19 protein-coding genes and 1 pseudogene are annotated in these 20,729 nt (G+C 66.2%); 15 read left to right on the top strand and 5 right to left on the bottom strand.

The window, feature by feature from the left end; translation table 11 throughout:
* The 15 genes from ACSION_RS10440 (at nucleotide 1) to ACSION_RS10510 (ending at nucleotide 13,576) form a co-directional block, all read left to right on the top strand.
* Complete coding sequence (locus ACSION_RS10440; protein WP_435305912.1) at nucleotides 1–765, top strand: glycosyltransferase family 2 protein; 765 nt, start codon at nucleotides 1–3, stop codon at nucleotides 763–765.
* A complete protein-coding gene (locus ACSION_RS10445; protein ID WP_435305913.1) occupies nucleotides 762–1,706 on the top strand; it encodes an LpxL/LpxP family acyltransferase in 945 nt (314 codons plus the stop codon). Before ACSION_RS10440 ends, ACSION_RS10445 begins: the two co-directional genes overlap by 4 nt.
* Complete coding sequence (locus ACSION_RS10450) at nucleotides 1,699–3,240, top strand: HAL/PAL/TAL family ammonia-lyase (RefSeq protein ID WP_435305914.1); 1,542 nt, start codon at nucleotides 1,699–1,701, stop codon at nucleotides 3,238–3,240. Before ACSION_RS10445 ends, ACSION_RS10450 begins: the two co-directional genes overlap by 8 nt.
* On the top strand, nucleotides 3,230–3,661 hold the full coding sequence (locus ACSION_RS10455; RefSeq protein ID WP_435305915.1) for an acyl-CoA thioesterase: 432 nt from the start codon (nucleotides 3,230–3,232) through the stop codon (nucleotides 3,659–3,661). Before ACSION_RS10450 ends, ACSION_RS10455 begins: the two co-directional genes overlap by 11 nt.
* Nucleotides 3,658–4,299, top strand: a complete 642-nt coding sequence (locus tag ACSION_RS10460) for an outer membrane lipoprotein carrier protein LolA (protein WP_435305916.1) — start codon at nucleotides 3,658–3,660, stop codon at nucleotides 4,297–4,299. Before ACSION_RS10455 ends, ACSION_RS10460 begins: the two co-directional genes overlap by 4 nt.
* On the top strand, nucleotides 4,292–6,664 hold the full coding sequence (locus ACSION_RS10465) for an MMPL family transporter (protein ID WP_435305917.1): 2,373 nt from the start codon (nucleotides 4,292–4,294) through the stop codon (nucleotides 6,662–6,664). The genes ACSION_RS10460 and ACSION_RS10465 overlap by 8 nt, the downstream gene beginning before the upstream one ends.
* The gene (locus ACSION_RS10470) at nucleotides 6,661–7,893 is read left to right on the top strand and encodes an NAD(P)/FAD-dependent oxidoreductase (RefSeq protein ID WP_435305918.1); all 1,233 of its coding nucleotides are present in this window, start codon (nucleotides 6,661–6,663) and stop codon (nucleotides 7,891–7,893) included. The genes ACSION_RS10465 and ACSION_RS10470 overlap by 4 nt, the downstream gene beginning before the upstream one ends.
* Nucleotides 7,881–8,429 carry a DUF3261 domain-containing protein gene (locus tag ACSION_RS10475; protein WP_435305919.1) on the top strand — a complete coding sequence of 183 codons (549 nt, stop codon included), beginning with the start codon at nucleotides 7,881–7,883 and terminating at the stop codon, nucleotides 8,427–8,429. Before ACSION_RS10470 ends, ACSION_RS10475 begins: the two co-directional genes overlap by 13 nt.
* Nucleotides 8,426–9,616: a beta-ketoacyl-ACP synthase gene (locus ACSION_RS10480; RefSeq protein ID WP_435305920.1), complete on the top strand. Its 1,191-nt coding sequence runs from the start codon at nucleotides 8,426–8,428 to the stop codon at nucleotides 9,614–9,616. Before ACSION_RS10475 ends, ACSION_RS10480 begins: the two co-directional genes overlap by 4 nt.
* 2 nt (nucleotides 9,617–9,618) lie before the next feature.
* On the top strand, nucleotides 9,619–10,071 hold the full coding sequence (locus ACSION_RS10485; RefSeq protein WP_435305921.1) for an ApeP family dehydratase: 453 nt from the start codon (nucleotides 9,619–9,621) through the stop codon (nucleotides 10,069–10,071).
* Nucleotides 10,071–10,805 carry a 3-oxoacyl-ACP reductase FabG gene (gene fabG, locus ACSION_RS10490; RefSeq protein ID WP_093485944.1) on the top strand — a complete coding sequence of 245 codons (735 nt, stop codon included), beginning with the start codon at nucleotides 10,071–10,073 and terminating at the stop codon, nucleotides 10,803–10,805. The genes ACSION_RS10485 and fabG overlap by 1 nt, the downstream gene beginning before the upstream one ends.
* Nucleotides 10,802–12,043 carry a beta-ketoacyl-ACP synthase gene (locus ACSION_RS10495; RefSeq protein WP_435305922.1) on the top strand — a complete coding sequence of 414 codons (1,242 nt, stop codon included), beginning with the start codon at nucleotides 10,802–10,804 and terminating at the stop codon, nucleotides 12,041–12,043. Before fabG ends, ACSION_RS10495 begins: the two co-directional genes overlap by 4 nt.
* Before the next feature lie 24 nt (nucleotides 12,044–12,067).
* Nucleotides 12,068–12,505, top strand: coding sequence for a hypothetical protein (locus tag ACSION_RS10500; protein WP_435305923.1), 438 nt, complete (start codon nucleotides 12,068–12,070; stop codon nucleotides 12,503–12,505).
* Nucleotides 12,502–13,032, top strand: coding sequence for a hypothetical protein (locus ACSION_RS10505; protein ID WP_435305924.1), 531 nt, complete (start codon nucleotides 12,502–12,504; stop codon nucleotides 13,030–13,032). Before ACSION_RS10500 ends, ACSION_RS10505 begins: the two co-directional genes overlap by 4 nt.
* 103 nt (nucleotides 13,033–13,135) lie before the next feature.
* The gene (locus ACSION_RS10510; protein ID WP_435305925.1) at nucleotides 13,136–13,576 is read left to right on the top strand and encodes an excinuclease ATPase subunit; all 441 of its coding nucleotides are present in this window, start codon (nucleotides 13,136–13,138) and stop codon (nucleotides 13,574–13,576) included.
* A 51-nt stretch (nucleotides 13,577–13,627) separates the two neighbouring features.
* On the opposite strand, the gene ACSION_RS10515 is transcribed toward ACSION_RS10510, so the two are convergent.
* From ACSION_RS10515 to ACSION_RS10535, 5 genes and pseudogenes are all read right to left on the bottom strand, one after another.
* On the bottom strand, nucleotides 13,628–16,015 hold the full coding sequence (locus tag ACSION_RS10515; protein WP_435305926.1) for a heavy metal translocating P-type ATPase: 2,388 nt from the start codon (nucleotides 16,013–16,015) through the stop codon (nucleotides 13,628–13,630).
* The gene (locus ACSION_RS10520; protein WP_435305927.1) at nucleotides 16,012–16,407 is read right to left on the bottom strand and encodes a heavy metal-responsive transcriptional regulator; all 396 of its coding nucleotides are present in this window, start codon (nucleotides 16,405–16,407) and stop codon (nucleotides 16,012–16,014) included. The genes ACSION_RS10515 and ACSION_RS10520 overlap by 4 nt, the downstream gene beginning before the upstream one ends.
* Before the next feature lie 90 nt (nucleotides 16,408–16,497).
* Nucleotides 16,498–17,028, bottom strand: coding sequence for a DUF411 domain-containing protein (locus ACSION_RS10525; RefSeq protein ID WP_435305928.1), 531 nt, complete (start codon nucleotides 17,026–17,028; stop codon nucleotides 16,498–16,500).
* A 10-nt stretch (nucleotides 17,029–17,038) separates the two neighbouring features.
* Nucleotides 17,039–17,557: pseudogene (locus ACSION_RS10530) on the bottom strand (copper resistance protein B); the annotation flags it as partial.
* A 138-nt stretch (nucleotides 17,558–17,695) separates the two neighbouring features.
* On the bottom strand, nucleotides 17,696–20,713 hold the full coding sequence (locus ACSION_RS10535) for a Tn3 family transposase (RefSeq protein WP_046933271.1): 3,018 nt from the start codon (nucleotides 20,711–20,713) through the stop codon (nucleotides 17,696–17,698).
* Nucleotides 20,714–20,729: the final 16 nt, after the last annotated feature.

The raw sequence follows: 20,729 nt of genomic DNA on the forward strand, positions 1-20,729 counted from the left end.
ATGGCCGCGGCGAACGGTTTCCGTCCGCTCGTGGTGATCCCGGTCTTCGACCACGAGCACGCCATCGCGACGATGGTGGAAGGCGTGCGCGCGTCCGGCGTGCCATGCCTGCTGGTCGATGACGGTTCCGGGGCTTCCTGCGCCCGTGAACTGGATCGCCTGGCGGCACTGCATGCGTCCGACGTGAGGCTGCTGCGCCTGCCGGTGAACCAGGGCAAGGGTGGAGCCGTGCTGGCGGGCTTCCGCGAGGCGGCCAGGACGGGCTACACGCACGTGCTGCAGATCGACGCCGATGGCCAGCATGACCCGAGCGACATCCCGGGTTTCCTCGAAGACGCGCAAGCGCATGCGGACGCCATCATCTGCGGCGTGCCGCTGTACGACGCGAGCGTGCCGAAGGGTCGCCTCTACGGCCGCTACCTGACCCATGTCTGGGTCTGGATCAACACGCTCTCGTTCAAGATCCGCGACTCGATGTGCGGCTTCCGTGTCTATCCGCTGCCTCCAGTACTGCGTTTGATGGACGAAGAAACCATCGGCCGTCGGATGGATTTCGACGTCGAAGTGCTGGTGCGCTTGTTCTGGCGTGGCGTCGAGGTACGCAATCGCCCCACCCGGGTGACCTACCCGCTGGACGGCGTATCCCACTTCGATGTCTGGCGCGACAACGTGCGGATCAGCCGCATGCATACCCGCCTGTTCTTCGGCATGGTCTGGCGACTGCCACGCCTGCTGGCGCGCAAAGCGAGGGGTGGACGCGCGTGAGTGATCGCTCGCACCACTGGGCCGAAATCGGCGAATCCACGTCCGTGCGCGGCATCCTGCTGCTGTGTGCGGTACACCGCTGGCTGGGGCGCTGGCCGTTCCGCATCTGCGTGTATCCGGTCGTGTTCGTGCACTGGCTGCTCAATGGCACGGCGCGCCGCGCGTCCGGCCAGTACCTGGCGCGCCTGCACGACCATCTCGGCGTACCGCCGCGGCGCCCGTGGGCATGGCAAAGCCTGCGGCACTTCGCGGTGTTCGCCGAGACGCTGCTCGACAAGATCCTGGCGCTCGGCCAACGCTATCCGGTCGACAAGGTCACGATGGAACGCCAGGGCGTGCTGGCCCGGGTGAAGGCGGGCGAGGGCGGGCTGCTCGTCACCGCGCACCTCGGTTGCCTGGAGCTGTGCCAGGTGATGGCCGACCAGGTGCCGGGGTTCCGCCTGACCGCGTTGGTGCACACGGCGCATGCCGAACGCTTCAATCGGCTGATCCGTCGCCTGGATGCCGGCAGCCGCGTCGAACTGCTGCAGGTGACGGACCTGGGGCCGGCCGATGCGGTGAAGCTGGCCGAGCGCGTGGCGCGCGGCGAGTTCGTCGCCATCGCCGGCGACCGCGTGCCGTTGCGGGGCGGGCGTTCGGTGAAGGCGTCATTCCTCGGGCACGAGGCACCGTTGCCGATCGGTGCCTACGTGCTGGGTGCCGCGCTGCGTTGCCCGGTCTTCACCATGGCGTGCACCCACGTGGGCGACGGTTACCGCGTCCGCTTCGAGGCCTTCGCCGAGCGGATCGAGTTGCCGCGCGGATCGCGCGACGAGGCGCTGGCGCGCTACGCTGCGCAATTCGCGGCATGGATGGAGCGGCAGGTCCGCGATTCGCCGTACGACTGGTTCAACTTCTACCCCTTCTGGGATCAGGTAACGCATGACGCCCGCCATGAATGAATCCGCCGCGCCCGTGTTCGGGGACGCGCCCCTGCGCATCGAGGACGTGGTGGCGCTGTCGCAGCGACGCGTCCCGGCCGTGCTGTCGCGCGAGCCCGCGTTCCGTGCGCGCATCGCCAAGGGAGCCGACTTCCTCGACCGCCTGCTGCAAGAGGAAGGCGTGATCTACGGCGTGACCACTGGCTATGGCGACTCCTGCACGGTGAACATTCCGCCGGCGCTGGTCGCGGAGTTGCCGCATCACCTGTACACCTACCACGGCTGCGGACTGGGCCGTTTCCTCGACGCGACCGAAACGCGCGCCGTGCTGGCCGCGCGCCTGGCGTCGCTGGTGCGCGGCATGTCCGGTGTCAGCCTGCCGCTGCTGGAAGGGCTGGAAGGCCTGCTGCGCCACGACGTGCTGCCCCTGATCCCCGCCGAGGGTTCGGTGGGTGCCAGCGGCGACCTGACCCCGCTGTCGTACGTGGCCGCCGTCCTGTGCGGCGAACGCGACGTGCTGCATGAGGGCCGTATCCGCCCGGCGGCGGAGGTGTTGGCCGAGATAGGCCAGGCACCGTTGACGCTGCGGCCCAAGGAGGGCCTGGCGATCATGAACGGCACCGCGGTGATGACGGCACTCGCGTGCCTGGCCTTCGATCGCGCCGAGTACGTCTCGCGCCTGGCCACGCGCCTGACCGCGTTCAACGTGCTCGCCAGCAACGGCAATGCGCACCACTTCGACGCGGTGCTGTTCGCCGCCAAACCGCATCCCGGCCAGTCGCGGGTGGCGCAACGCCTGCGCGAAGACCTGCACAGCGATCGTCCGCCGCGCAACGAGCAACGCCTGCAGGACCGGTATTCGCTGCGTTGCGCGCCGCACGTGATCGGTGTGCTGGAAGATGCGCTGCCGTTCCTGCGCCAGTTGATCGAGACCGAGCTCAACAGCGCCAACGACAACCCGCTGATCGATCCCGAACGCGAGCAGATCCTGCATGGCGGCCACTTCTACGGCGGCCACATCGCGTTCGCGATGGATGCGCTGAAGAATACCGTCGCGAACGTTGCCGATCTGCTGGACCGCCAGTTGGCGTTGATCGTCGATGCTCGCTACAACCATGGGCTGCCGGCGAACCTGTCCGGTGCCACCGGGCCGCGCGCGGCGATCAACCATGGGTTGAAGGCGCTGCAGATCAGTGTGTCCGCCTGGACGGCGGAAGCGCTGAAGTTGACGATGCCGGCCTCGGTGTTCTCCCGTTCGACCGAATGCCACAACCAGGACAAGGTCAGCATGGGCACGATCGCCGCGCGCGACTGCCTGCGCGTGCTCGAACTCACCGAGCAGGTCGTCGCCGCCATGCTGATCGCGGCGCGCCAGGCCGTCGGCTTGCGCCAGCGCGTCGGCTTGCAATCGACACTGGGCGAAGGTCCGGCCGCGATGTACGACGACCTCTGCGCACGCATCACGCTGGTCGAGGAGGATCGCGCGCTCGACGGCGAGCTTCGCCAACTGGTGACGGACATCCGCGCCGCGCGATGGAATGTCTATGCCGGCTGAGCTTCGCGATGATCTGCGCATCGAAGTGGCGCTGAGTCCGGCGTTCCATGACTGCGACGCCATGCAGGTGGTGTGGCACGGGCACTATTTCAAATACCTCGAGATCGCCCGGTGCGCGCTGCTGCAGCGGTTCGACTACGACTATCCGCAGATGCAGGCGTCCGGCTACATGTGGCCCATCGTCGATACGCGGGTGAAGTACATCCGCCCACTGCGGTACATGCAGGCGCTGCGCGTATCGGCTCGGGTAACCGAGTGGGAAAACCGGCTGAAGATGGAGTACGAGATCCGCGACGAGGCGAGCGGGGAGGTCCTGACGCGTGCCCATACGCTGCAGGTCGCGGTCGACGCGGCTTCAGGCGAGATGCTGTATCAGTGCCCCCCGGTCCTGTGGGAACGCCTGGGAGTCCCTGCGCCATGAAGTCTTGCCGCTTGCTGGTTTCCTTGCTCCTCCTGGGTTTCGTCGTGTCCCCAGTTCATGCGGGTGCCGCGAATTCGTCTGCGCCCGATCCGTTGGCGCAGGTGCGCACGCAGGTCGCACAGGTGCCGTTGCTGCGGGGCGGGTTCTCGCAGGAGAAAGAGGTGGCCGGTTTCCGCAATCCGCTGCGCTCTTCCGGCCGTTTCGTGCTGGCGCGCGAGAAGGGCGTGATCTGGACGACGGTCGCACCGTTTCCGTCCGAAATCGTCATCACCCGCGATCGCATCGTCAGTCGCCAGCGCGACGGGAGTGCGCGAGTCGAGGTGGATGGTCGCCAGCAACCCGGGCTCCGGACCGTGAACGCGATGATGTTCGCCCTGATGAGCGGCGACATGAAGGCACTGACCACGACCTTCGACGTGAAGAGCGAGCCCGCTGCCGGGAAGGGATGGCGAATGGTGCTGTCGCCGCGTTCGCGCCAGCTCGCCCAGGCGTTCACGTCGGTGCGCCTGGCCGGCGACCGCTACGTGCGCGAAGTGGAACTGCGTGAGGCCAACGGCGACGTCACCCGCATCCGCTTCGACGGCATGAGCGAAACCCCCGCCACGCTGACGCGCGAAGAGGCGGGCCGGTTTGACTGAGTCGCAGGTGTCGCCGGAAGCGGACCGCAGGCTGCGCGGCTGGCGCTGGCTCGCGCTGGCGTGGCTGCTCGCGCTGGTGGCCGTGGCCTGGCACCAGTGGGGCTTCTGGCAGTCGCCACGGATCGACAGCGACATCCTGGCGTTGCTGCCGCAGGACGCAGGAGATCCTGCTGTCGCCGACGCCACGCGCCTGATCGCCGGCAACAGCTCGCGCGACGTCGTGGTGATGCTCGGGGCGGACGACACGGAAGCCGTGTTGCGTGCGCGCCAGGCGTTCGAAGCTTTCGTGCAGGATCGCGCGACGAAGGGAACGGATCTGCTGATGGCGGAGCGTTCCCCCGAAGACTGGTTCAGCCAGGCACGCGACGTCCTCGCGCCGCATCGCGATCGCCTGCTGACGGCGGCACAGCGGCAGCAGCTCGAAGACACGCCGGTGGACACGCTTGCCGAGTCGGCGCTGGCCGCCCTGTACGGTCCCATGGGTGCGCCGCGCCTGACCGAGTGGCGCAGCGATCCGCTCGGCTTGTGGCCGCAGTGGTGGCAGGCCCAGGCCGCTGCGTCGGGGATGACGCTGGATGGGGACGGTTTGCTGCAGGCCGAAGACCGTCATTGGGCGGTGCTGCAGTTCACCTTGCGCGATTCCGCCTTCAAGCTGGATGGCGAACGCAGGCTGCAGGACCTGCTGGATGGGGCGTCTGCGGCGGCGACCGCCGCCGCACCGGGCCTGCATGTACTGAAGGCGGGCGTACCGCTGCATGCGGAATCCGCGGCGGTCCAGGCCAATCGCGAGGTCAACACCATCGGCTGGGGTTCGCTGGCGGCCGTGCTGCTGCTGGTCTGGCTGGCGTTCCGCTCGCTACGCCCGCTGCTGCTGGTCGCGCTGTCGTTGTTGGTGGGCTGCGCGGTCGCGCTGACGGTCACCGTGCTGGTCTTCGGCAAGATCCACCTGCTGACGCTGATCTTCGGTGCGAGCCTGGTGGGCGTGGCGGAGGACTACGGCATCCACTGGTTCGCGTCCCGCCAGGGTGAACCCAAGGCACGGCGATGGTCGTTGCTGCGCCACCTGTTGCCCGGCTTGTGGCTGGCACTGCTGACCAGCGCGATGGCGTACCTCGCATTAGGCCTGGCGCCGTTTCCGGGGTTGCGGCAGATGGCGCTGTTCTCGGTGGTCGGCCTGGCGGCGGCGTTCCTCACCGTGATCTTCGCCTTCCCCTGGCTCGACGGTGGCGAGGTACGCGCGACGGCGTTCTCGCGCTGGCTGGGCGGCACGCTGGCGGGTTGGCCTCGCCTGGCGAGTCGCCGGAGCGGCATCGTGCTCGCGGTCATCATCCTGGTCGTGACGGTGCCCGGGCTTCTGCGCGTCCAGGGCAACGATGACCTTCGCAGCCTGCAGTCGTCTCCCCCCGCGCTGATCGCGCAGCAACGGGACGTCGGGCGCCTGCTGGGCATGCCGAGCCCAGCGCAGTTCTACCTGGTGCAAGGGCGCGATGCCGAGCAGGTCCTGCAGCGTGAAGAGCAACTGGTGGCGCGTCTGAGCGAGGCGGAAGCCAAAGGCCTTGTAGGCGGACACCGCGCACTCAGCGACTGGCTTCCTTCGCAGCAGCGACAGGACGCCGATGCCGCGCTGACCAGGCGCGTCGAGAACGAGGTATTGGCGAAGCTGTCGGCGGCGACGGGCGAAACCCTGGGGCGTGGGGCATTCGCAGCGCGTCCGCTCGACCTCGATACGTTCATCGCATCGCCGGCGGCATTGCCGGTGCGCCATCTCTGGCTGGGGCCGGTGGGGCAGGGCATGGCCTCGGTAGTGATGGTCAACGACCTGTCTCGCCCGGATGCGCTCGCCACCTTCGCCGCACAGGCGGATGGGCTCGACGGTGTGCGCTGGGTCGACCGCACGGCCGACATTTCCCGCCTGCTGCAGCACTACCGACGCATGATGACCGGCCTGCTGCTGGCGGGCGTGGTCGTCGTCTTCGGCGTGCTCGCGCTGCGCTACCGCTGGCAGGCCTGGCGCGTGATCACGCCTACCTTGCTCGCCGGCGTGCTGACCGTGGCGCTGCTGGGCTGGCTCGGCCAGCCGTTGCAGTTGTTCAACGTGCTGGCGCTGATGTTGCTGCTTGGCATGGGCATCGACTACGGCATCTTCCTGGTCGAACACCGCGGTGATGCCAGCGCCTGGCTGGCGGTCTGTGTCGGCGCAGCGAGCACATGGCTGTCCTTCGGCCTGCTGGGCCTGTCGGCGACGCCCGCGTTGCGTGCTTTTGGCTTGACGCTGTTGTTCGGCATCGGCCTGGTCTGGCTGTTGTCGCCGCTGTTCCGGCCCGCGCCGGATCATCTCCCCACGAACGGAAACACTGCTGCATGAAGACGGAACGCACTGACATCCTGATCATCGGCGCCGGCCCGGCCGGCTCGGTCGCCGCCGCGATGCTGCGCCAACAGGGCCGCAAGGTCCTGATCGTCGAGCGCGAGCAGTTCCCGCGCTTCTCTATCGGCGAGAGCCTGCTGCCGCAGAGCATGGAGTACATCGAAGCCGCCGGGCTGCTGCAGGACGTGGTCGAGGCCGGCTTCCAGTACAAGAACGGTGCCGCATTCGTGCGTGGCGAACGCACCACGGAGTTCGATTTCCGCGACAAGTTCTCGCCGGGCTGGGGCACGACCTACCAGGTCCAGCGCGCCGACTTCGATCACGTACTGGCGAAGGGCGCCGAGCGCATGGGCGCGGAAGTGCGCTACCGCCACGAAGTGCTGGCGGCCGAGCCGGGTGAAACGCCGCGCGTCACCGTGCGGTCGCCCGAGGGCGAGGAGTACGCGATCGAGGCGGACTTCATGCTCGACGCCAGCGGTTTCGGTCGCCTGCTGCCGCGCCTGCTGAAGCTCGAATCGCCGTCCAACTTCCCGGTGCGCGGTGCGATCTTCACGCACGTGCGCGACCACATCCCGGTGGATGCGGGTTTCGACCGCAACAAGATCCTGATCACCACGCACCCCGAGCATGTGGATGTCTGGTACTGGACCATTCCGTTCTCCAACGGCTGCTGCTCGCTGGGCGTGGTGGCCGAGCAATCCTTCCTCGATCGCTACACCGGTACCGAACTGGAACGCCTGCAGGCCGTCGTCGGCGAAGACCCGAACCTCACGCGCCTGCTGAAGAACGCCGAGTGGGCGGTGTTGCCTGTGCGGCAGATCACCGGCTATTCCGCGAACGTGCGCTCGCTGTGGGGGCCGGGCTACGCGTTGCTCGGCAACGCCGGCGAGTTCCTCGATCCGGTGTTCTCGTCCGGCGTCACCATCGCGTTCAAGTCAGCGCAGCTCGCGAGCGAATGCCTGCGTCGCCATTACGCAGGCGAGAAGGTGGATTGGGAAGCCGAGTTCGCCGAGCCGTTGCGCGGCGGCGTGCAGACCTTCCGACGGTTCGTGGAGTCGTGGTACGCCGGTGGCTTCCAGAAGATCATCTTCCATCCCGATCCGCAGCCCGACATCCGCCGGATGATCTGTTCGATCCTGGCCGGCTACGCCTGGGACAAGAAGAATCCGTACGTCGCCGAAACGCAGCGCCGGTTGCAGGTGCTGGAGCAGCTGTGCAGCGGCTGATCGCCCTGCTGCTGGCCATCCTGCTGACGGCGTGCGCGTCGCAGGCCAAGCGCGCGCCCGGTATCGCGTTGCCGCCGTTGCGGCTCGCGCCGGCCACGCTTGGGAAGGAGCTCGCGCTGCAGCAGCGCCTGGTGTTCCGGTTCGGATCGCAGCTGCGCGAAATGGATGCATTGCTCGAAGTCGATGCGCGCGACGTGCGGTTGGCGGTGCAGGCGATGGGCCGCACCGGGGTCACCCTGCAGTGGGACGGCGCCCAGCTGTCCGAACAACGTGCGCCCTGGTTGCCGTCGGCGGTGCGTAGCGAGCGGGTACTCGACGATGTCCAGTTCAGCTTGTGGCCGGCGGACGCCGTGCGCGCGGCGCTACCTCCCGATTGGACGCTTTCCGACAATGGCAGTACGCGTGAGCTTCTTCACGGGGGCCGTGCCTGGCTGATCCGTGAACGCGTGAATGCGACCACGCTGCAGGTTCGCAACGTCGCCGATGGCTATGATCTGACGATCGAATCGGTGGCCGGCGGAGACGTGCTTCCTTGAACGGCGACGCCATTTTCCTGAACGACCTCGGCATCGTGTGCGCCCTCGGTGAGGACAAGCCTGCGGTGCGCGAATCCCTGTTCCGCGACGACGCGCCCATGGGCGTGGCATCGGACGACACGCTGATCGCCGGCCATGGCCTTGCACTGGGCAGGGTCGTGGCACCGCTGCCTTCGCTCGACCACCATCCTGTGCAACTGCGCGGCCGCAACAACGCGCTGCTGCGCGCGGCTTACCTGCAGATCCACGACCGCGTGCAGCAGGCCATCGACCGCTACGGCCCCAGCCGCGTGGCCGTCGTGGTGGGCACCAGCACGTCGGGTATTGGCGAAGCCGAGAAGGCGATGGCGCATTGGCGCGCACAGGGCGAATGGCCTGCCAGCTTCCACTACGTGCAACAGGAGATCGGCGCGCCTTCGCGCTTCCTGGCGGCGGAAGCGGGTATTCGCGGACCGGCGTGGACGCTGTCCACCGCGTGTTCCTCCAGTGCCAAGGCGATGGCGTCCGCGGCACGCCTGCTGCGCACCGGCGTGGTCGACGCGGTGATCGCGGGCGGCGCGGATTCACTCTGTGAATTCACCGTGCGCGGCTTCATGGCGCTGGAGTCGGTGTCGGCCGAGCGCTGCAATCCCTTTTCCCAGCATCGCCATGGCATCAACATCGGAGAAGGCGCGGCCCTGTTCCTGATGACGCGCGAGCCCGGACCCGTACGGTTGGCAGGGTGGGGCGAAACATCGGACGCCCACCACATCTCGGCACCTGCACCCGAAGGCCATGGCGCAATCGCGGCCATCGCGCAGGCATTGGAGCGTGCAGGCCTCGACGCGGGACAGATCGACTACGTCAACCTGCATGGCACGGCGACGCCGCAGAACGATGCGATGGAAAGCCGCGCCGTGGCCGCGGCGCTGGGCACGCGCGTCCCGGTCAGTTCCACCAAGCCGTTGACGGGCCACACGCTCGGCGCCGCCGGCGCGATCGAGGCCGGCCTGTGCTGGCTCGCGATGGTGGACAACACCGGCCACCGGCTGCCGCCGCACTGGTGGGATGGCACCGCGGATGCCGCACTGCCGCCGCTTGCCTTCGTCGCGCCCGGCGACCGTGCTGCAGGGCCGTTGAAACATGTACTGAGCCAGTCCTTCGCGTTCGGTGGCAGCAACGCGGTGCTGGTGTTCGGGGGCGAATGAAGATGGACGTGCTGTACGACATCGAGCGCGTGGTGCCGCACCGGGGGACGATGCGGCTGGTCGACCGTCTGGTGGCCTGGGGCGAAGACACCGTGGCGGTCGAACTGCGCGTCCCGGAGGAGGGGCCGTTCAGCCACGCTGAGGGCGTGCCTGCCTGGGTGGGCGTGGAGTACATGGCCCAGGCCATCGCCGCGTGGGCGGGTTGTCATGCGCGCCAGGCGGGCCGGGAGCCTTCGATCGGCTTCCTGCTGGGCACGCGCCGCTACGAGAGCCGGGTGTCCTGGTTCCGGGCCGGGGCATTACTTCGGGTGGAGGCGCGGCGCGAGCTGCTGGGCGACAATGGCTTGGGAATGTTCAGCTGCCGCATCCTGGGGGACGGCGAAGAACTGGCAACCGCCAACGTCTCGGTGTTCGAACCGCCGGACGCGATGGCCTATCTGGAGAGTGCGCAGTAATGAGGGGAGAGACAACGGTCCTGGTCACCGGGGGGAGCCGGGGCATCGGCCGCGCGATCGCGCTGCGGCTGGCGCAGGATGGATTCGACGTGGTCGTGCATTGCCGTAGCCGGGTGGAGGAAGCCGAGGCCGTCGCTGCGCAGGTGCGCGCGCTCGGGCGCGACGCCCGCGTGCTGGCCTTCGATGTCGCCGACCGTGCGGCCGCCGCGCAGGCGCTCGACGCCGACATCGCCGAGCACGGCACGTACTACGGCGTGGTCTGCAACGCGGGCATCGCGCGCGACACCGCCTTCCCCGCGATGAGCGGCGAGGACTGGGATGCCGTGTTGGGCACCAACCTCGATGGCTTCTACAACGTGCTCAATCCGCTGGTGATGCCGCTGGTGCGCCGGCGCAAGCCCGGCCGCATCGTCACGCTGTCATCGGTGTCGGGCCTGGTCGGCAATCGCGGGCAGGTCAATTACAGCGCGGCGAAGGCCGGCATCATCGGCGCGACCAAGGCGCTGGCGCTGGAACTGGCCAGTCGCGAGATCACCGTCAACTGCGTGGCCCCCGGTCTGATCGATACCGAAATGGTCAGCGGCGAGGTGGTCGACGAAGCCCTGAAGATGATCCCGATGAAGCGGGTGGGCAAACCGGAGGAGGTCGCGGCCGTGGTGTCGTTCCTGATGTCGCCGCAGGCGTCCTATGTCACCCGCCAGGTGATCTCGGTCAACGGAGGGTTGGTCGGATGAGTCGCGTAGATCGACGCGTGGTGGTCACCGGCGCAGGCACCATCAGCCCGCTGGGACACGATTGGGAGAGCGTGCACCTGCGCCTGCGCGAGTGCCGCAATGCCGTGCGCCACATGGAAGACTGGGACAAGTACGAAGGCTTGAACACGCGCCTCGCGGCGCCGGCCGAGCCCTTCGACCTGCCTGCGCACTACAACCGCAAGACCACCCGCAGCATGGGGCGGGTGGCGGTGATGGCGGTGCGCGCCACCGAGCTGGCGCTGGAACAGGCCGGGCTGTTGGGGCATCCGGTGCTGAAGAGCGGCAAGGTCGGTGTGTCGTACGGCTCGTCGGCCGGCAGCCACGAAGCCATCGGTGACTTCGGTCGCATGCTCAACGCGCATACCACCGAAGGCATCAACGCCACCACGTACCTGAAGATGATGAGTCACACCGCACCGGTGAACATCGGTGTGTTCTTCGGTCTGACAGGGCGTGTCTATACGACGTCGAGTGCCTGTACCTCGGGCGGCCAGGGTGTCGGCTGCGCATACGAAGCGATCCGCAACGGCAAGCAGGTGGCGATGATCGCCGGCGGGGCCGAGCAGTTGGATGCGACCGCCGCTGCGGTGTTCGACACCTTGTTCGCCACCAGCGTGCGCAACCACGAACCGGAAAGTACGCCACGCCCGTTCGACGCGAACCGCGACGGCCTGGTGCTGGGCGAGGGCGCCTGCACGCTGGTGCTGGAGGAACTGGAACATGCGTTGGCACGCGGCGCGACCATCCTGGGCGAGATCGTCGGCTATGGCACCAACAGCGACGGGCAGCACGTGACCCAGCCCAGTGCGGACACGATGGCGCAGGCGATGCGTCTCGCACTGGAGGACGCCGAGCTGTCGCCGGACGTGATCGGCTACGTCAACGCACACGGCACGGCCACCGACCACGGCGACATCGCCGAAACGACCGCCACGGCGGCGGTGTTCGGCAGCCGCATGCCGATCAGTTCGCTCAAGAGCTATGTAGGCCACACGCTGGGGGCGTGCGGCGCCTACGAGGCGTGGATCACGCTGCAGATGATGCGCGAGGGCTGGTTCGCCCCCACGCTGAATCTGGAAACACGCGATCCGCGTTGCGCCGACCTGGACTACATCACCGGGGAAGGGCGCGAGTTGCAGACCGACTACGTGATGAACAACAACTTCGCGTTCGGCGGCATCAACACATCGATCATCTTCAAGCGCTGGAAAGACTGAGGTTCCACATCCACAGGGGGAGAGATGGACAAGCGTGTTGTTTCGCTGCTGCTTGCGGCCGTGTTTGCGTGCGCCGCAGCACCTGGGTTCGCTGGCAAGCATGATCCGATGGATATCCCCGTCTACGAGCGGGTCGAATCGACGAACGGGATCCCACCCAGCGCCGCGCGGATCAAGGCGGCCATCCTGCATGCGGGCAAGACGCGGGGCTGGACCATGGTGGAGAGCGAGCCGGGCCGCGTCACCCTGCGCTACGCGCCACGGACCCATGAGGTCGTGGTGGCGGTTCGTTACGACAACAACGGCTTCAAGATCGAGTACGTGTCCAGTGTGGAAATGAACTACCGGATGAAAGGCGGCGCGCCCGAGATTCACGGCAACTACAACCGCTGGATCCGCAACCTTTCCCAGGACATCCAGATGTCGCCCGTGTTCCACCGTGCAGAGGCGGCGGCGCCATGAGGTTGCGTCACGCGCTGCTGGGCCTGGGTTTGGCGATCGCGTCCTTGCCGGCGCTGGCCGACGACATCATCCGCACATCGCCGCAAATCGAACTGCGGGCAGGCTACAAAGGCTATCCCGAGTTCGAAGAATGCGCCTGGATGACGGAATACCCTGCGCATCTTGTGGTGTACGCCAGGGGACAGGTCGAGCTGACCGACGCGTCCCTCGATACGGTGCCGGGACGGACCTTGCGCGTGCGCATCATGCACATGCGCACCGCCGACGGTGGCGGCTTCTCGGGCCCCAAGTGGGCGATGATCCGCGCCGAGCTCTACGAAGACGGCAAGCTCATCGGGCAGTACCAGCCCTATCGGCGCACGATGACGATGTTCCGCGATGGCTGCTCGTCGCTCAGCAAGATCAGCGATGCATTGGCCGCGGACACGGCCGCCTGGCTGCGTCGGGGCGATTTCAGGATCGAGTATCCGGACGACCAAGCGGCGATCGAGATCGGCCCGGAAGAGGACGTCCCGCCGATCCAATGACCGACGCCGTGCAGTCGGCGCCTGCACGGTATCCGAACATCGCGGCTGGCAGCCTGTGCGAAGGCTGCGACCCCATCTCTTTCCCCCAAACAGGAGTAACACCATGAAACGATTTCTGATCGCTGGTCTCTTGACGATGGCGGTGCTGGCGCCGCGAGCGGATGCGGCCGACACCCGGGTCGAACTGCCGTTCCAGGAGCTGGTGAACTCGCCGGAAGCCAAAGCCGCCGGTATCGACGGAAGCGTGCGTTTCTACCTTGCCGGCCAGAAGACGCCCACGGTGGTGTCGCGCTTCGGTGAGGACGTGACCAACAAGAAGACCAATGGCGTGGGCAAGTCCGATGCCGAATCCTGCCGCTGGGTCGCCTTGTCGGCGTTGAAGGCCCTGCAGGAAGGTGCAAAGGATCGCGGCGCCAATGCGGTCATCGACATCGTCAGCTACTTCAAGAAGAACGAGTTCCGCAGCGCCACCAATTTCGAATGCCATGCGGGCGGCATCATGAGCGGCGTGGCCTTCAAGGCCACCTACGCGAAGGTCAAGTAATCGTCTTCGCAGTGCCCACGCGGCCGTCCTCGAACGGCCGCGTGCGTTTCATCAGTCGCCGGGCAGACGCACGCGCCGCAAGCGCAGCGCGTTGCCGACCACGGACGCCGAGCTAAGGCTCATCGCCAGCGCCGCGAACATCGGCGAGAGCATCGGCCCGCCCAACAGCCCCAGCACGCCGGCCGCGACCGGCACGCCCAGCGCGTTGTAGGCGAAGGCGAACGCCAGGTTCTGTCGCATGTTGCGCACCGCGGCTTCGGACAGCGCCTTGGCCCGTGCGATACCGCGCAGATCGCCCTTCACCAGCGTCACCTGCGCGCTGGACATGGCCACGTCCGTACCCGTGCCCATCGCGATGCCGACATCGGCCGATGCAAGGGCCGGGGCGTCGTTGATGCCGTCGCCCGCCATCGCGACATGACGGCCTTCCTGCTTCAACCGCGCAACGAGTGCAGCCTTGTCCGCGGGTCGAACGTCGCCATGGACCTCATCGATGCCGAGGCGCGCGGCGACCGCTCGCGCGGTGCGCTCTCCATCGCCGGTCGCCATGACGATGCGGAGCCCGCCTTCGCGCAACGTACGCAAGGCGTCGGGGGTGCTTGCCTTGATGGGGTCGGCTACCGCGATGCTCCCGGCGGGCGCGCCATCGACGGCAAGGAACATCACGCTGCCGCCTTCTTCGCGCACCCGGTCGGCATCGCCCTGTAGCGCCTGGACGGCGACACCTTCTTCGCTCATGAGGACGGTGTTGCCGAAGGCGATGCGATGACCGTCAACGCGCCCGCGGACGCCGATGCCGCTGCTGGATTCGAAATCGTGCGCCGGCGAGAGCGTCAGTCCTCGACGGCGTGCTTCCTGCACCACGGCGTGGGCCAGCGGATGCTCGCTGCCGGCGTCCAGGCTCGCGGCGAGGCGCAGCACGGTGTCTTCGTCGAACGGAGGCATTGCATGCACCGCTGTGAAGGCCGGACGGCCTTCGGTCAGCGTGCCGGTCTTGTCGACGATCAACGTGTCGACCTTGCGCAAGGTTTCGATCGCTTCCGCATCGCGGAACAGCACGCCAGCCTGCGCGGCGCGCCCGCTGGCCACCATCACCGACATCGGTGTGGCCAGGCCCAGCGCACAGGGGCAGGCGATGATCAACACCGAAACCGCATTGAGCACCGCGTGCGTCCACGACGGTTCGGGCCCGAAGAATCCCCAGCCCAGTAGCGTCGCCAGGGCCGCGCCGAGGACGGCAAGCACGAACCAGAACGACACCCGGTCCGCGAGCCGCTGCAGCGGTGCGCGGCTGCGTTGCGCCTGCGCGACCAACTGCACGATCTGCGCCAGCACGCTGTCGCTGCCGAGCTTCTCCGCGCGAATGACCAAGCTGCCGGCACCATTGAGCGTGGCGCCGATCACCCGATCGCCGGGACCGCGTTCCACGGGCATCGGTTCGCCGGTGAGCATCGATTCGTCGATATGGCTACGGCCGTCGATCACTGCGCCATCGACCGGTACTTTCTCGCCAGGCCGGACGCGCAAGCGGTCGCCGACGTGCACATGCGACAACGCGATGTCTTCTTCATCGCCATCGTCGCGCAGGCGACGGGCTGTCTTCGGTGCCAGGTCGAGCAAGGCGCGAATGGCGGCGGACGTCTGCGAGCGTGCCTTCAGTTCCAGCAACTGGCCCAACAGGGTCAGCGAGACGATCACCGCGGCGGCTTCGAAGTACACGCCGACGTGGCCGTGTTCGCGGAACGAGGGCGGGAACAGCTGGGGTGCCAGCACGGCGACCACGCTGTAACCGTAAGCCGCCGCCACGCCGGTGCCGATCAGCGTCCACATGTTGGGACTGCGATGGAGGATCGACTGTGACCAGCGCTGGAAGAAGGGCCAGGCGGCCCAGAGCACGACCGGGGTGCTGAAGGCGAACTCCAGCCACGTGCGCACGATCGGTGGGATCACGGAGAGGTACATGCCTCCCATCGCGAGCAGCAGGGTCGCCGCGCTGAAGGGCAGCGTCCACCAGAAGCGTCGGCGAAAATCGGTCAGCTCGGGGTTCTCTTCGTCGTCCAGCGAGGGCAGCATCGGTTCCAGCGCCATGCCGCACAGCGGACAGGTGCCGGGCGCATCGCGCACGATCTCCGGATGCATCGGGCAGGTGTACTGCGTGCCGGGTGGCGCGATAGCGGATGGCGTTGCCACCGACGGGGCCAGATAACGCGCGGGATCGGCAACGAACTTGGTGCGGCACCCGGCGGAGCAGAAGTGGTACGACGTGTCGCCGTGTTCCGCGTGGTGCGGCGTGGTGGCGGGATCCACCTGCATGCCACAGACCGGATCGGTGGCGATCGTCTCGTCGACCGCCGACGTGTCCTTGTGGCTGCTGCAGCATGCAGCCTTCCCCGGTGTCGCAACGTGTCCCTGAGATCCGTGGTGATGCATGCCGCTCATGCCTCGCCTCCCAGCGCGGAGAGGATCGGGCACTGGTCCAGCGCACCGTGGCCAGGGCAGGCGTCGACCAGCGTCCGCAGGCCGTCGCGCACGCGCGTCAGTTCGGCGAGGCGCCGCTCTACGTCGGCCAGCTTGTCGGCCGCGGCGGCGCGGATGCCGGCCATGTCGCCGCTGTCGTTCCGGCTGAGGGCGAGCAGGTCGCGGATCTCTTCGAGCGTGAAGCCGAGGACCTTCGCGCGGCGGATGAAGGTCAGCCGCAGCACGTCGTCCGCTTCGTAGTGCCGGTAGCCACTGGCGCTGCGTGTCGGCGCGGGCAGCAGGTGCTGCTTTTCGTAGTAGCGCACGGTGTCGATGGGAACGCCGGTGCGGCGGGACAATTGTCCGATGTTCATGCGGGGACTCCTCGAAGTACCTGCAGTCTGCACCCTGGAGTACGCTCCAGAGTCAAGGGGTAGGGCGGCGTCCGTGCCGCCCTTTCCGGATCACGGCGAATGTTCCGCGTAAGGCGTGGTGCTGCCGTCGCGGTGCAGTGCGAGCACGGTGTAGGAAGGCGCATCGACGCCTTCCACTTCCATTCCGGGCGAACCCATCGGCATGCCGGGCAGGACGAGTCCGCGGATGGCCGGCTTCTCGCTCAACAGGCGACGGATGTCCGATGCCGGTATATGACCCTCGATCACGTAACCGCCAATTTCGGCGGTATGGCAGGAGGCATGTGCGGGCAGGATGCCGAGGCGCTCCTTTACCGGGCTCATCGCCTCTTCGACGCGGTCGTCGACGTCGAAGCCTTCCTTGCGCAGGTGCTCGACCCACAGGTGGCAACAGCCACAGTACGCATCGCGATGCACGGTGATCTTCGGCGTCGCGACTTCCATGGCTTTCCGTTCCACGGCAGGCGCGGGCGTCGCTGCAAGGGCGCTGTCCATCGGCGCCGGGACCGCCTGTGTGCAGGCGACGAGCGTGGTCGCGAACAGCAACGTCGCGAGGTGGGGCAGGGGAATGCGATAGGACATGGCGTTCTCCTCAGAACCAGATCCGGACACCCGCAACGACGCGGGTATCGCGTGGCGATTCGCCTTCGGCGCGCCGCAGATCCGCGGTATCGCCGAGGGCGCGCTCGTGCACGACGCCGACATAGGGCGCGAAGCGGCGACTCGCTTCGTAGCGCAGGCGAAGCCCCGCTTCGATGCCGGTCAAACCCCGGGCGATGCCGTAGTCCGGATCGTCCTTGGCGGCGAGGTCCACTTCCACCAGCGGCTGCAGGATCAGGCGGTTGGTGATGCGCAGCGTGTATTCGGCTTCGACATTCGCCGCGATCTGGCCGCCTTCGCCGACATACGCGGTCGCCGACACCTCGAAGCGGTACGGCGCCATGCCCTGCACCCCGAACGCCGCCCAGGTGCGCGCATCGCCGGGCGTGAAGTCGTGTTTGATGCCGGCTACCACGTCCCACCACGGTGAAACGCTACGGCCGTAAAGTACCTCGAGATCGGCGCTCTCGGTGCGGCCGCCCATCCGCTCGCCCTCGCTGCGCAGCCAGAGGGTCGGCAGGGATTCGTGAGAAATACAGCCGAATCCGCTTTAAGTTTTTGATGTTGCGTGCTTTTCTTCTTCATACGCCGCTGAGGCCACGAAGTGGCCTATTAGCACTTCGCGTCGAAACTGAATAGACAGAGTCCGCTACCCTCTCGGCTCGGCGATCTGCGTCCAGTGGGGCTCCAAAACGATCTCGGTGAATTGGAGAGGCGCGACCTTACGTTCCAGGTCGAGCGTGTAGTCTCCGAACCGATTGATGTGGCTGGTCCGATACGGCGACAAGCCGCCCAGAACCTCGGGATTCAACTCCATCCCCTCCTCCTGCAGGCTGGCCAACGTGCGTGTCATCTGGTCTACGTTGTGCAGGATGATCATATTGGCCACGAGCTGGTTGTACTTCACGACCTTTCGCTGCTCATGAAGCACGTTCTCGGCAATGATCCCTTCTCCGCCGAAGAAAACCCATTTGACGAAGCCATTGAACTCTTCGCTTTTGTTGGTGGCCGCCTGGATAGTCCGACGCATGTCCACGTCATCGATGTAGCGCAGCAAGAACAGCGTGCGAATGACCTTCCCAAGCTCCCGGAAGGCGAAGTACAACTTGTTCTTCCGGCTGTAGGTTCCCAGCCGGCGAAGGATCGTCGAAGCGGTGATCTTGCCCAACTTGATCGACACCGTGACCCGCAGCATGTCGTGCAGATGCGTTTCGATCAGGCCCCAGTCGATGCTGTCGCCGAACAGCGCCTGGATGTTCTTGTACGGGCGACCCGCCTCCGCGCGGAAGAAGGTCAGATCCTTGATGTTGCGAATACGTGGCATCAACTGAATGCCCAACAGGTAGGACAAACCAAAGACCGGATAACTCTGGGCCTGGGTATCCCCATGCACGATTTCAGGCTGGATATCAGACGTGTTGGCCAGCAATCCGTCCAGAATGTAGATCGCTTCGTGCACACCGCACGGAATGAAGTGACTGAACAGCGCCACGTACTTGTCAGAGACGTGGTAGTAGCCGATGCCGCCATAACCACCGTAGCGGATGTGGTACTCCGAGAGCAGGTTCTGCTCGTACATGCTCCACTTGGTGCCATCGGCCGACGCACTCTTGCCCGAGCCCCAGTAGCCAGGCAGATCGAACTTGTTGAACGTATTGATCACCTGCACGATCGCCTTGTCCAACGTGTCTTCAGTGACGTACTTGAGGTTAAGCCAGGAAATCTGGCGCCGACTGAAGCCCTTGATTGAGCGCGCAGTCTGGGTCGGGCCCAGGTTGCACCCGTAGCAGAACAGCGTAGTGATCACCCGGCGCATGAGATCGTCCACGCGCGCATTGGTGCCCGCAATCGGCCGGAAATGACGGTGCAGCTTGAGCCATTGAGCCGCATCGATCAGCACGTCTACGATACTCATCGCCGGCAGCCTCTCGGTGATAAGAGCATCGACCGTGGCAATGGCGCTGGAGATCTCAGGCCGTTGCAGCTTCCGGAGCACCAGGCGCCCATCCACCACATCGGCGTGGACGTTCTCCGGAAAACGTGCATCCACCGTGTCGGCCAGTGAGCTCAGCTCTTGCTGCAAATGGCGCACGAACTCGCTGGCCTCGGTGGCCAGACCAGATACCTCACCGTAGGCCTCCAGCTCCTGGGCGAATGTGGCCTCATCCACCAGTTGCTCTCGGTAATCGTCGTAGCGCTCCCCGTGGGGAATGAACAGATCACCGGATTTGAGTTCGTCTTTGATCTGGGCCAGCACAGCTAGCTCAAAGTACTTGCGATGCACCCAGCCCGGCCCCAGCGAGTCCGCTTTGCGGCCGAAGACGTGCCTGCGCCAGTTGACTGACAACCAGCCCAGATCCTTTTCAACATCCAGACCGATCGAGCTGGCCTCAATCATGTCCCGCCGCTGACCGCGGAGCGACAGCAGAGCAGCGATCATGCGTTCCATGCCCGCGTCCTGGCTGGTGGAGCGCAGTTGCATGATCTCCAGGCAGTTGAACAGCAACGGGCGGACAACGCTGTAAGGCTGGATCAGGAATGGCAGGTAGTTGCGGCCTGCGTACGCCATATGTTCATCGCATTCGGCCAGCAGTGTGGAAATGTCCGCCACCAGACTCAGTCCGATGGCATCCACACGCTGTGTGTCCGTTCCGTCGATCTGATAAGCCTGCAGGATCTCCTTGAGCTGCGCGATAAGCGTATCAGCACGCTTGCCGTGCTCTACTTGGTAGGCCAACAGTCTTTGCTGGGCCGTGTTCTCCAGGTTCTGCATCAGCCGGATGTACAGGTCGGCCGCATCGTCCAATGTCTTGGCGTACTGGGACCGAATGAAGATCGTCGCCAAGGCATAGCGCTTGGCCGGCTTGAGTTCGGCCAGTTCGCTGGCATCGAGCGCACGCGCCATGGCGCGGAACTGCTTCAGCTTCGGAACCGGAATATCCACGGCCGGCAACTGCTGGGCCAGATGTTGCAGGCGTTGGATATGTTGCAGATAAAAGCGCACTTCCTTATTGGTGGGCCGTTTGGGCTCGCGCTTTAGCGCATTCCAGCCGGTATATGTGGCATTGGCCGGTGCGGCCAACAGTTCCTTGATCAAGCTCTTGGCTGGCGCGGTCAAGGCCTCATTGATGCTGCGGTAATACTGCTCATGCACCTGCTCGCGGGCCTGAACCGCAATCTTCTCCAGCGTACTGAAGCCCGGCAGCTCAAAGCGATGGTGAACCAGCTCCTCCAGCAGCACGTTGATGATGTCGGCGATGACATGCTTGGTTTGAGCGGCGGCCTGGGCCACCGTTGCCAGCCATTCCCTCCCGCTGACATCCAGCGGACGAACGCGCAGGAACTTTCGCAGGCGCGCCATATGGGCGCGTTTAGCGCCGGAGACGTCGTAGCGATTCAAGTCTCGGATGGATAGCGCCCGGCGCAGCCCGGCTGCCTGGGCAATATGTTGCCGAATCCGTTCTGGGACATCGGCTAGGATCACGAAGTAGCCCAGCCGCTGGAACATCTTCAGGTGAATGAGCACAGCCAACTGAGTGGTTGGCTGGGTCGCCATGCTACGTGCGAGGCGCACTTCGCCGCCGCTGGGCGTGTAAATCTCGTCCAGTTCCTTGGCCGTGGGATCAGGTTTCAGGCGCGGATACGCGGTCTCGTGCAGCGTCGCCATGCAGTGCCCTGGTCAG

Origin of the sequence: Pseudoxanthomonas sp. LjRoot125, from assembly GCF_964252705.1 — a bacterium.
Lineage (GTDB): Bacteria > Pseudomonadota > Gammaproteobacteria > Xanthomonadales > Xanthomonadaceae > Pseudoxanthomonas_A.

Excerpts from the sequence above, each read along its gene's own strand:
- ACSION_RS10535 (WP_046933271.1), bottom strand. The coding sequence starts at position 20,713 with ATGGCGACGCTGCACGAGACCGCGTATCCGCGCCTGAAACCTGATCCC.
- ACSION_RS10495 (WP_435305922.1), top strand. The coding sequence starts at position 10,802 with ATGAGTCGCGTAGATCGACGCGTGGTGGTCACCGGCGCAGGCACCATC.
- ACSION_RS10450 (WP_435305914.1), top strand. The coding sequence starts at position 1,699 with ATGAATGAATCCGCCGCGCCCGTGTTCGGGGACGCGCCCCTGCGCATC.
- ACSION_RS10510 (WP_435305925.1), top strand. The coding sequence starts at position 13,136 with ATGAAACGATTTCTGATCGCTGGTCTCTTGACGATGGCGGTGCTGGCG.
- ACSION_RS10440 (WP_435305912.1), top strand. The coding sequence starts at position 1 with ATGGCCGCGGCGAACGGTTTCCGTCCGCTCGTGGTGATCCCGGTCTTC.
- ACSION_RS10455 (WP_435305915.1), top strand. The coding sequence starts at position 3,230 with ATGCCGGCTGAGCTTCGCGATGATCTGCGCATCGAAGTGGCGCTGAGT.
- ACSION_RS10515 (WP_435305926.1), bottom strand. The coding sequence starts at position 16,015 with ATGAGCGGCATGCATCACCACGGATCTCAGGGACACGTTGCGACACCG.
- ACSION_RS10485 (WP_435305921.1), top strand. The coding sequence starts at position 9,619 with ATGGACGTGCTGTACGACATCGAGCGCGTGGTGCCGCACCGGGGGACG.
- ACSION_RS10525 (WP_435305928.1), bottom strand. The coding sequence starts at position 17,028 with ATGTCCTATCGCATTCCCCTGCCCCACCTCGCGACGTTGCTGTTCGCG.
- ACSION_RS10505 (WP_435305924.1), top strand. The coding sequence starts at position 12,502 with ATGAGGTTGCGTCACGCGCTGCTGGGCCTGGGTTTGGCGATCGCGTCC.
- ACSION_RS10460 (WP_435305916.1), top strand. The coding sequence starts at position 3,658 with ATGAAGTCTTGCCGCTTGCTGGTTTCCTTGCTCCTCCTGGGTTTCGTC.
- ACSION_RS10500 (WP_435305923.1), top strand. The coding sequence starts at position 12,068 with ATGGACAAGCGTGTTGTTTCGCTGCTGCTTGCGGCCGTGTTTGCGTGC.
- ACSION_RS10520 (WP_435305927.1), bottom strand. The coding sequence starts at position 16,407 with ATGAACATCGGACAATTGTCCCGCCGCACCGGCGTTCCCATCGACACC.
- fabG (WP_093485944.1), top strand. The coding sequence starts at position 10,071 with ATGAGGGGAGAGACAACGGTCCTGGTCACCGGGGGGAGCCGGGGCATC.
- ACSION_RS10470 (WP_435305918.1), top strand. The coding sequence starts at position 6,661 with ATGAAGACGGAACGCACTGACATCCTGATCATCGGCGCCGGCCCGGCC.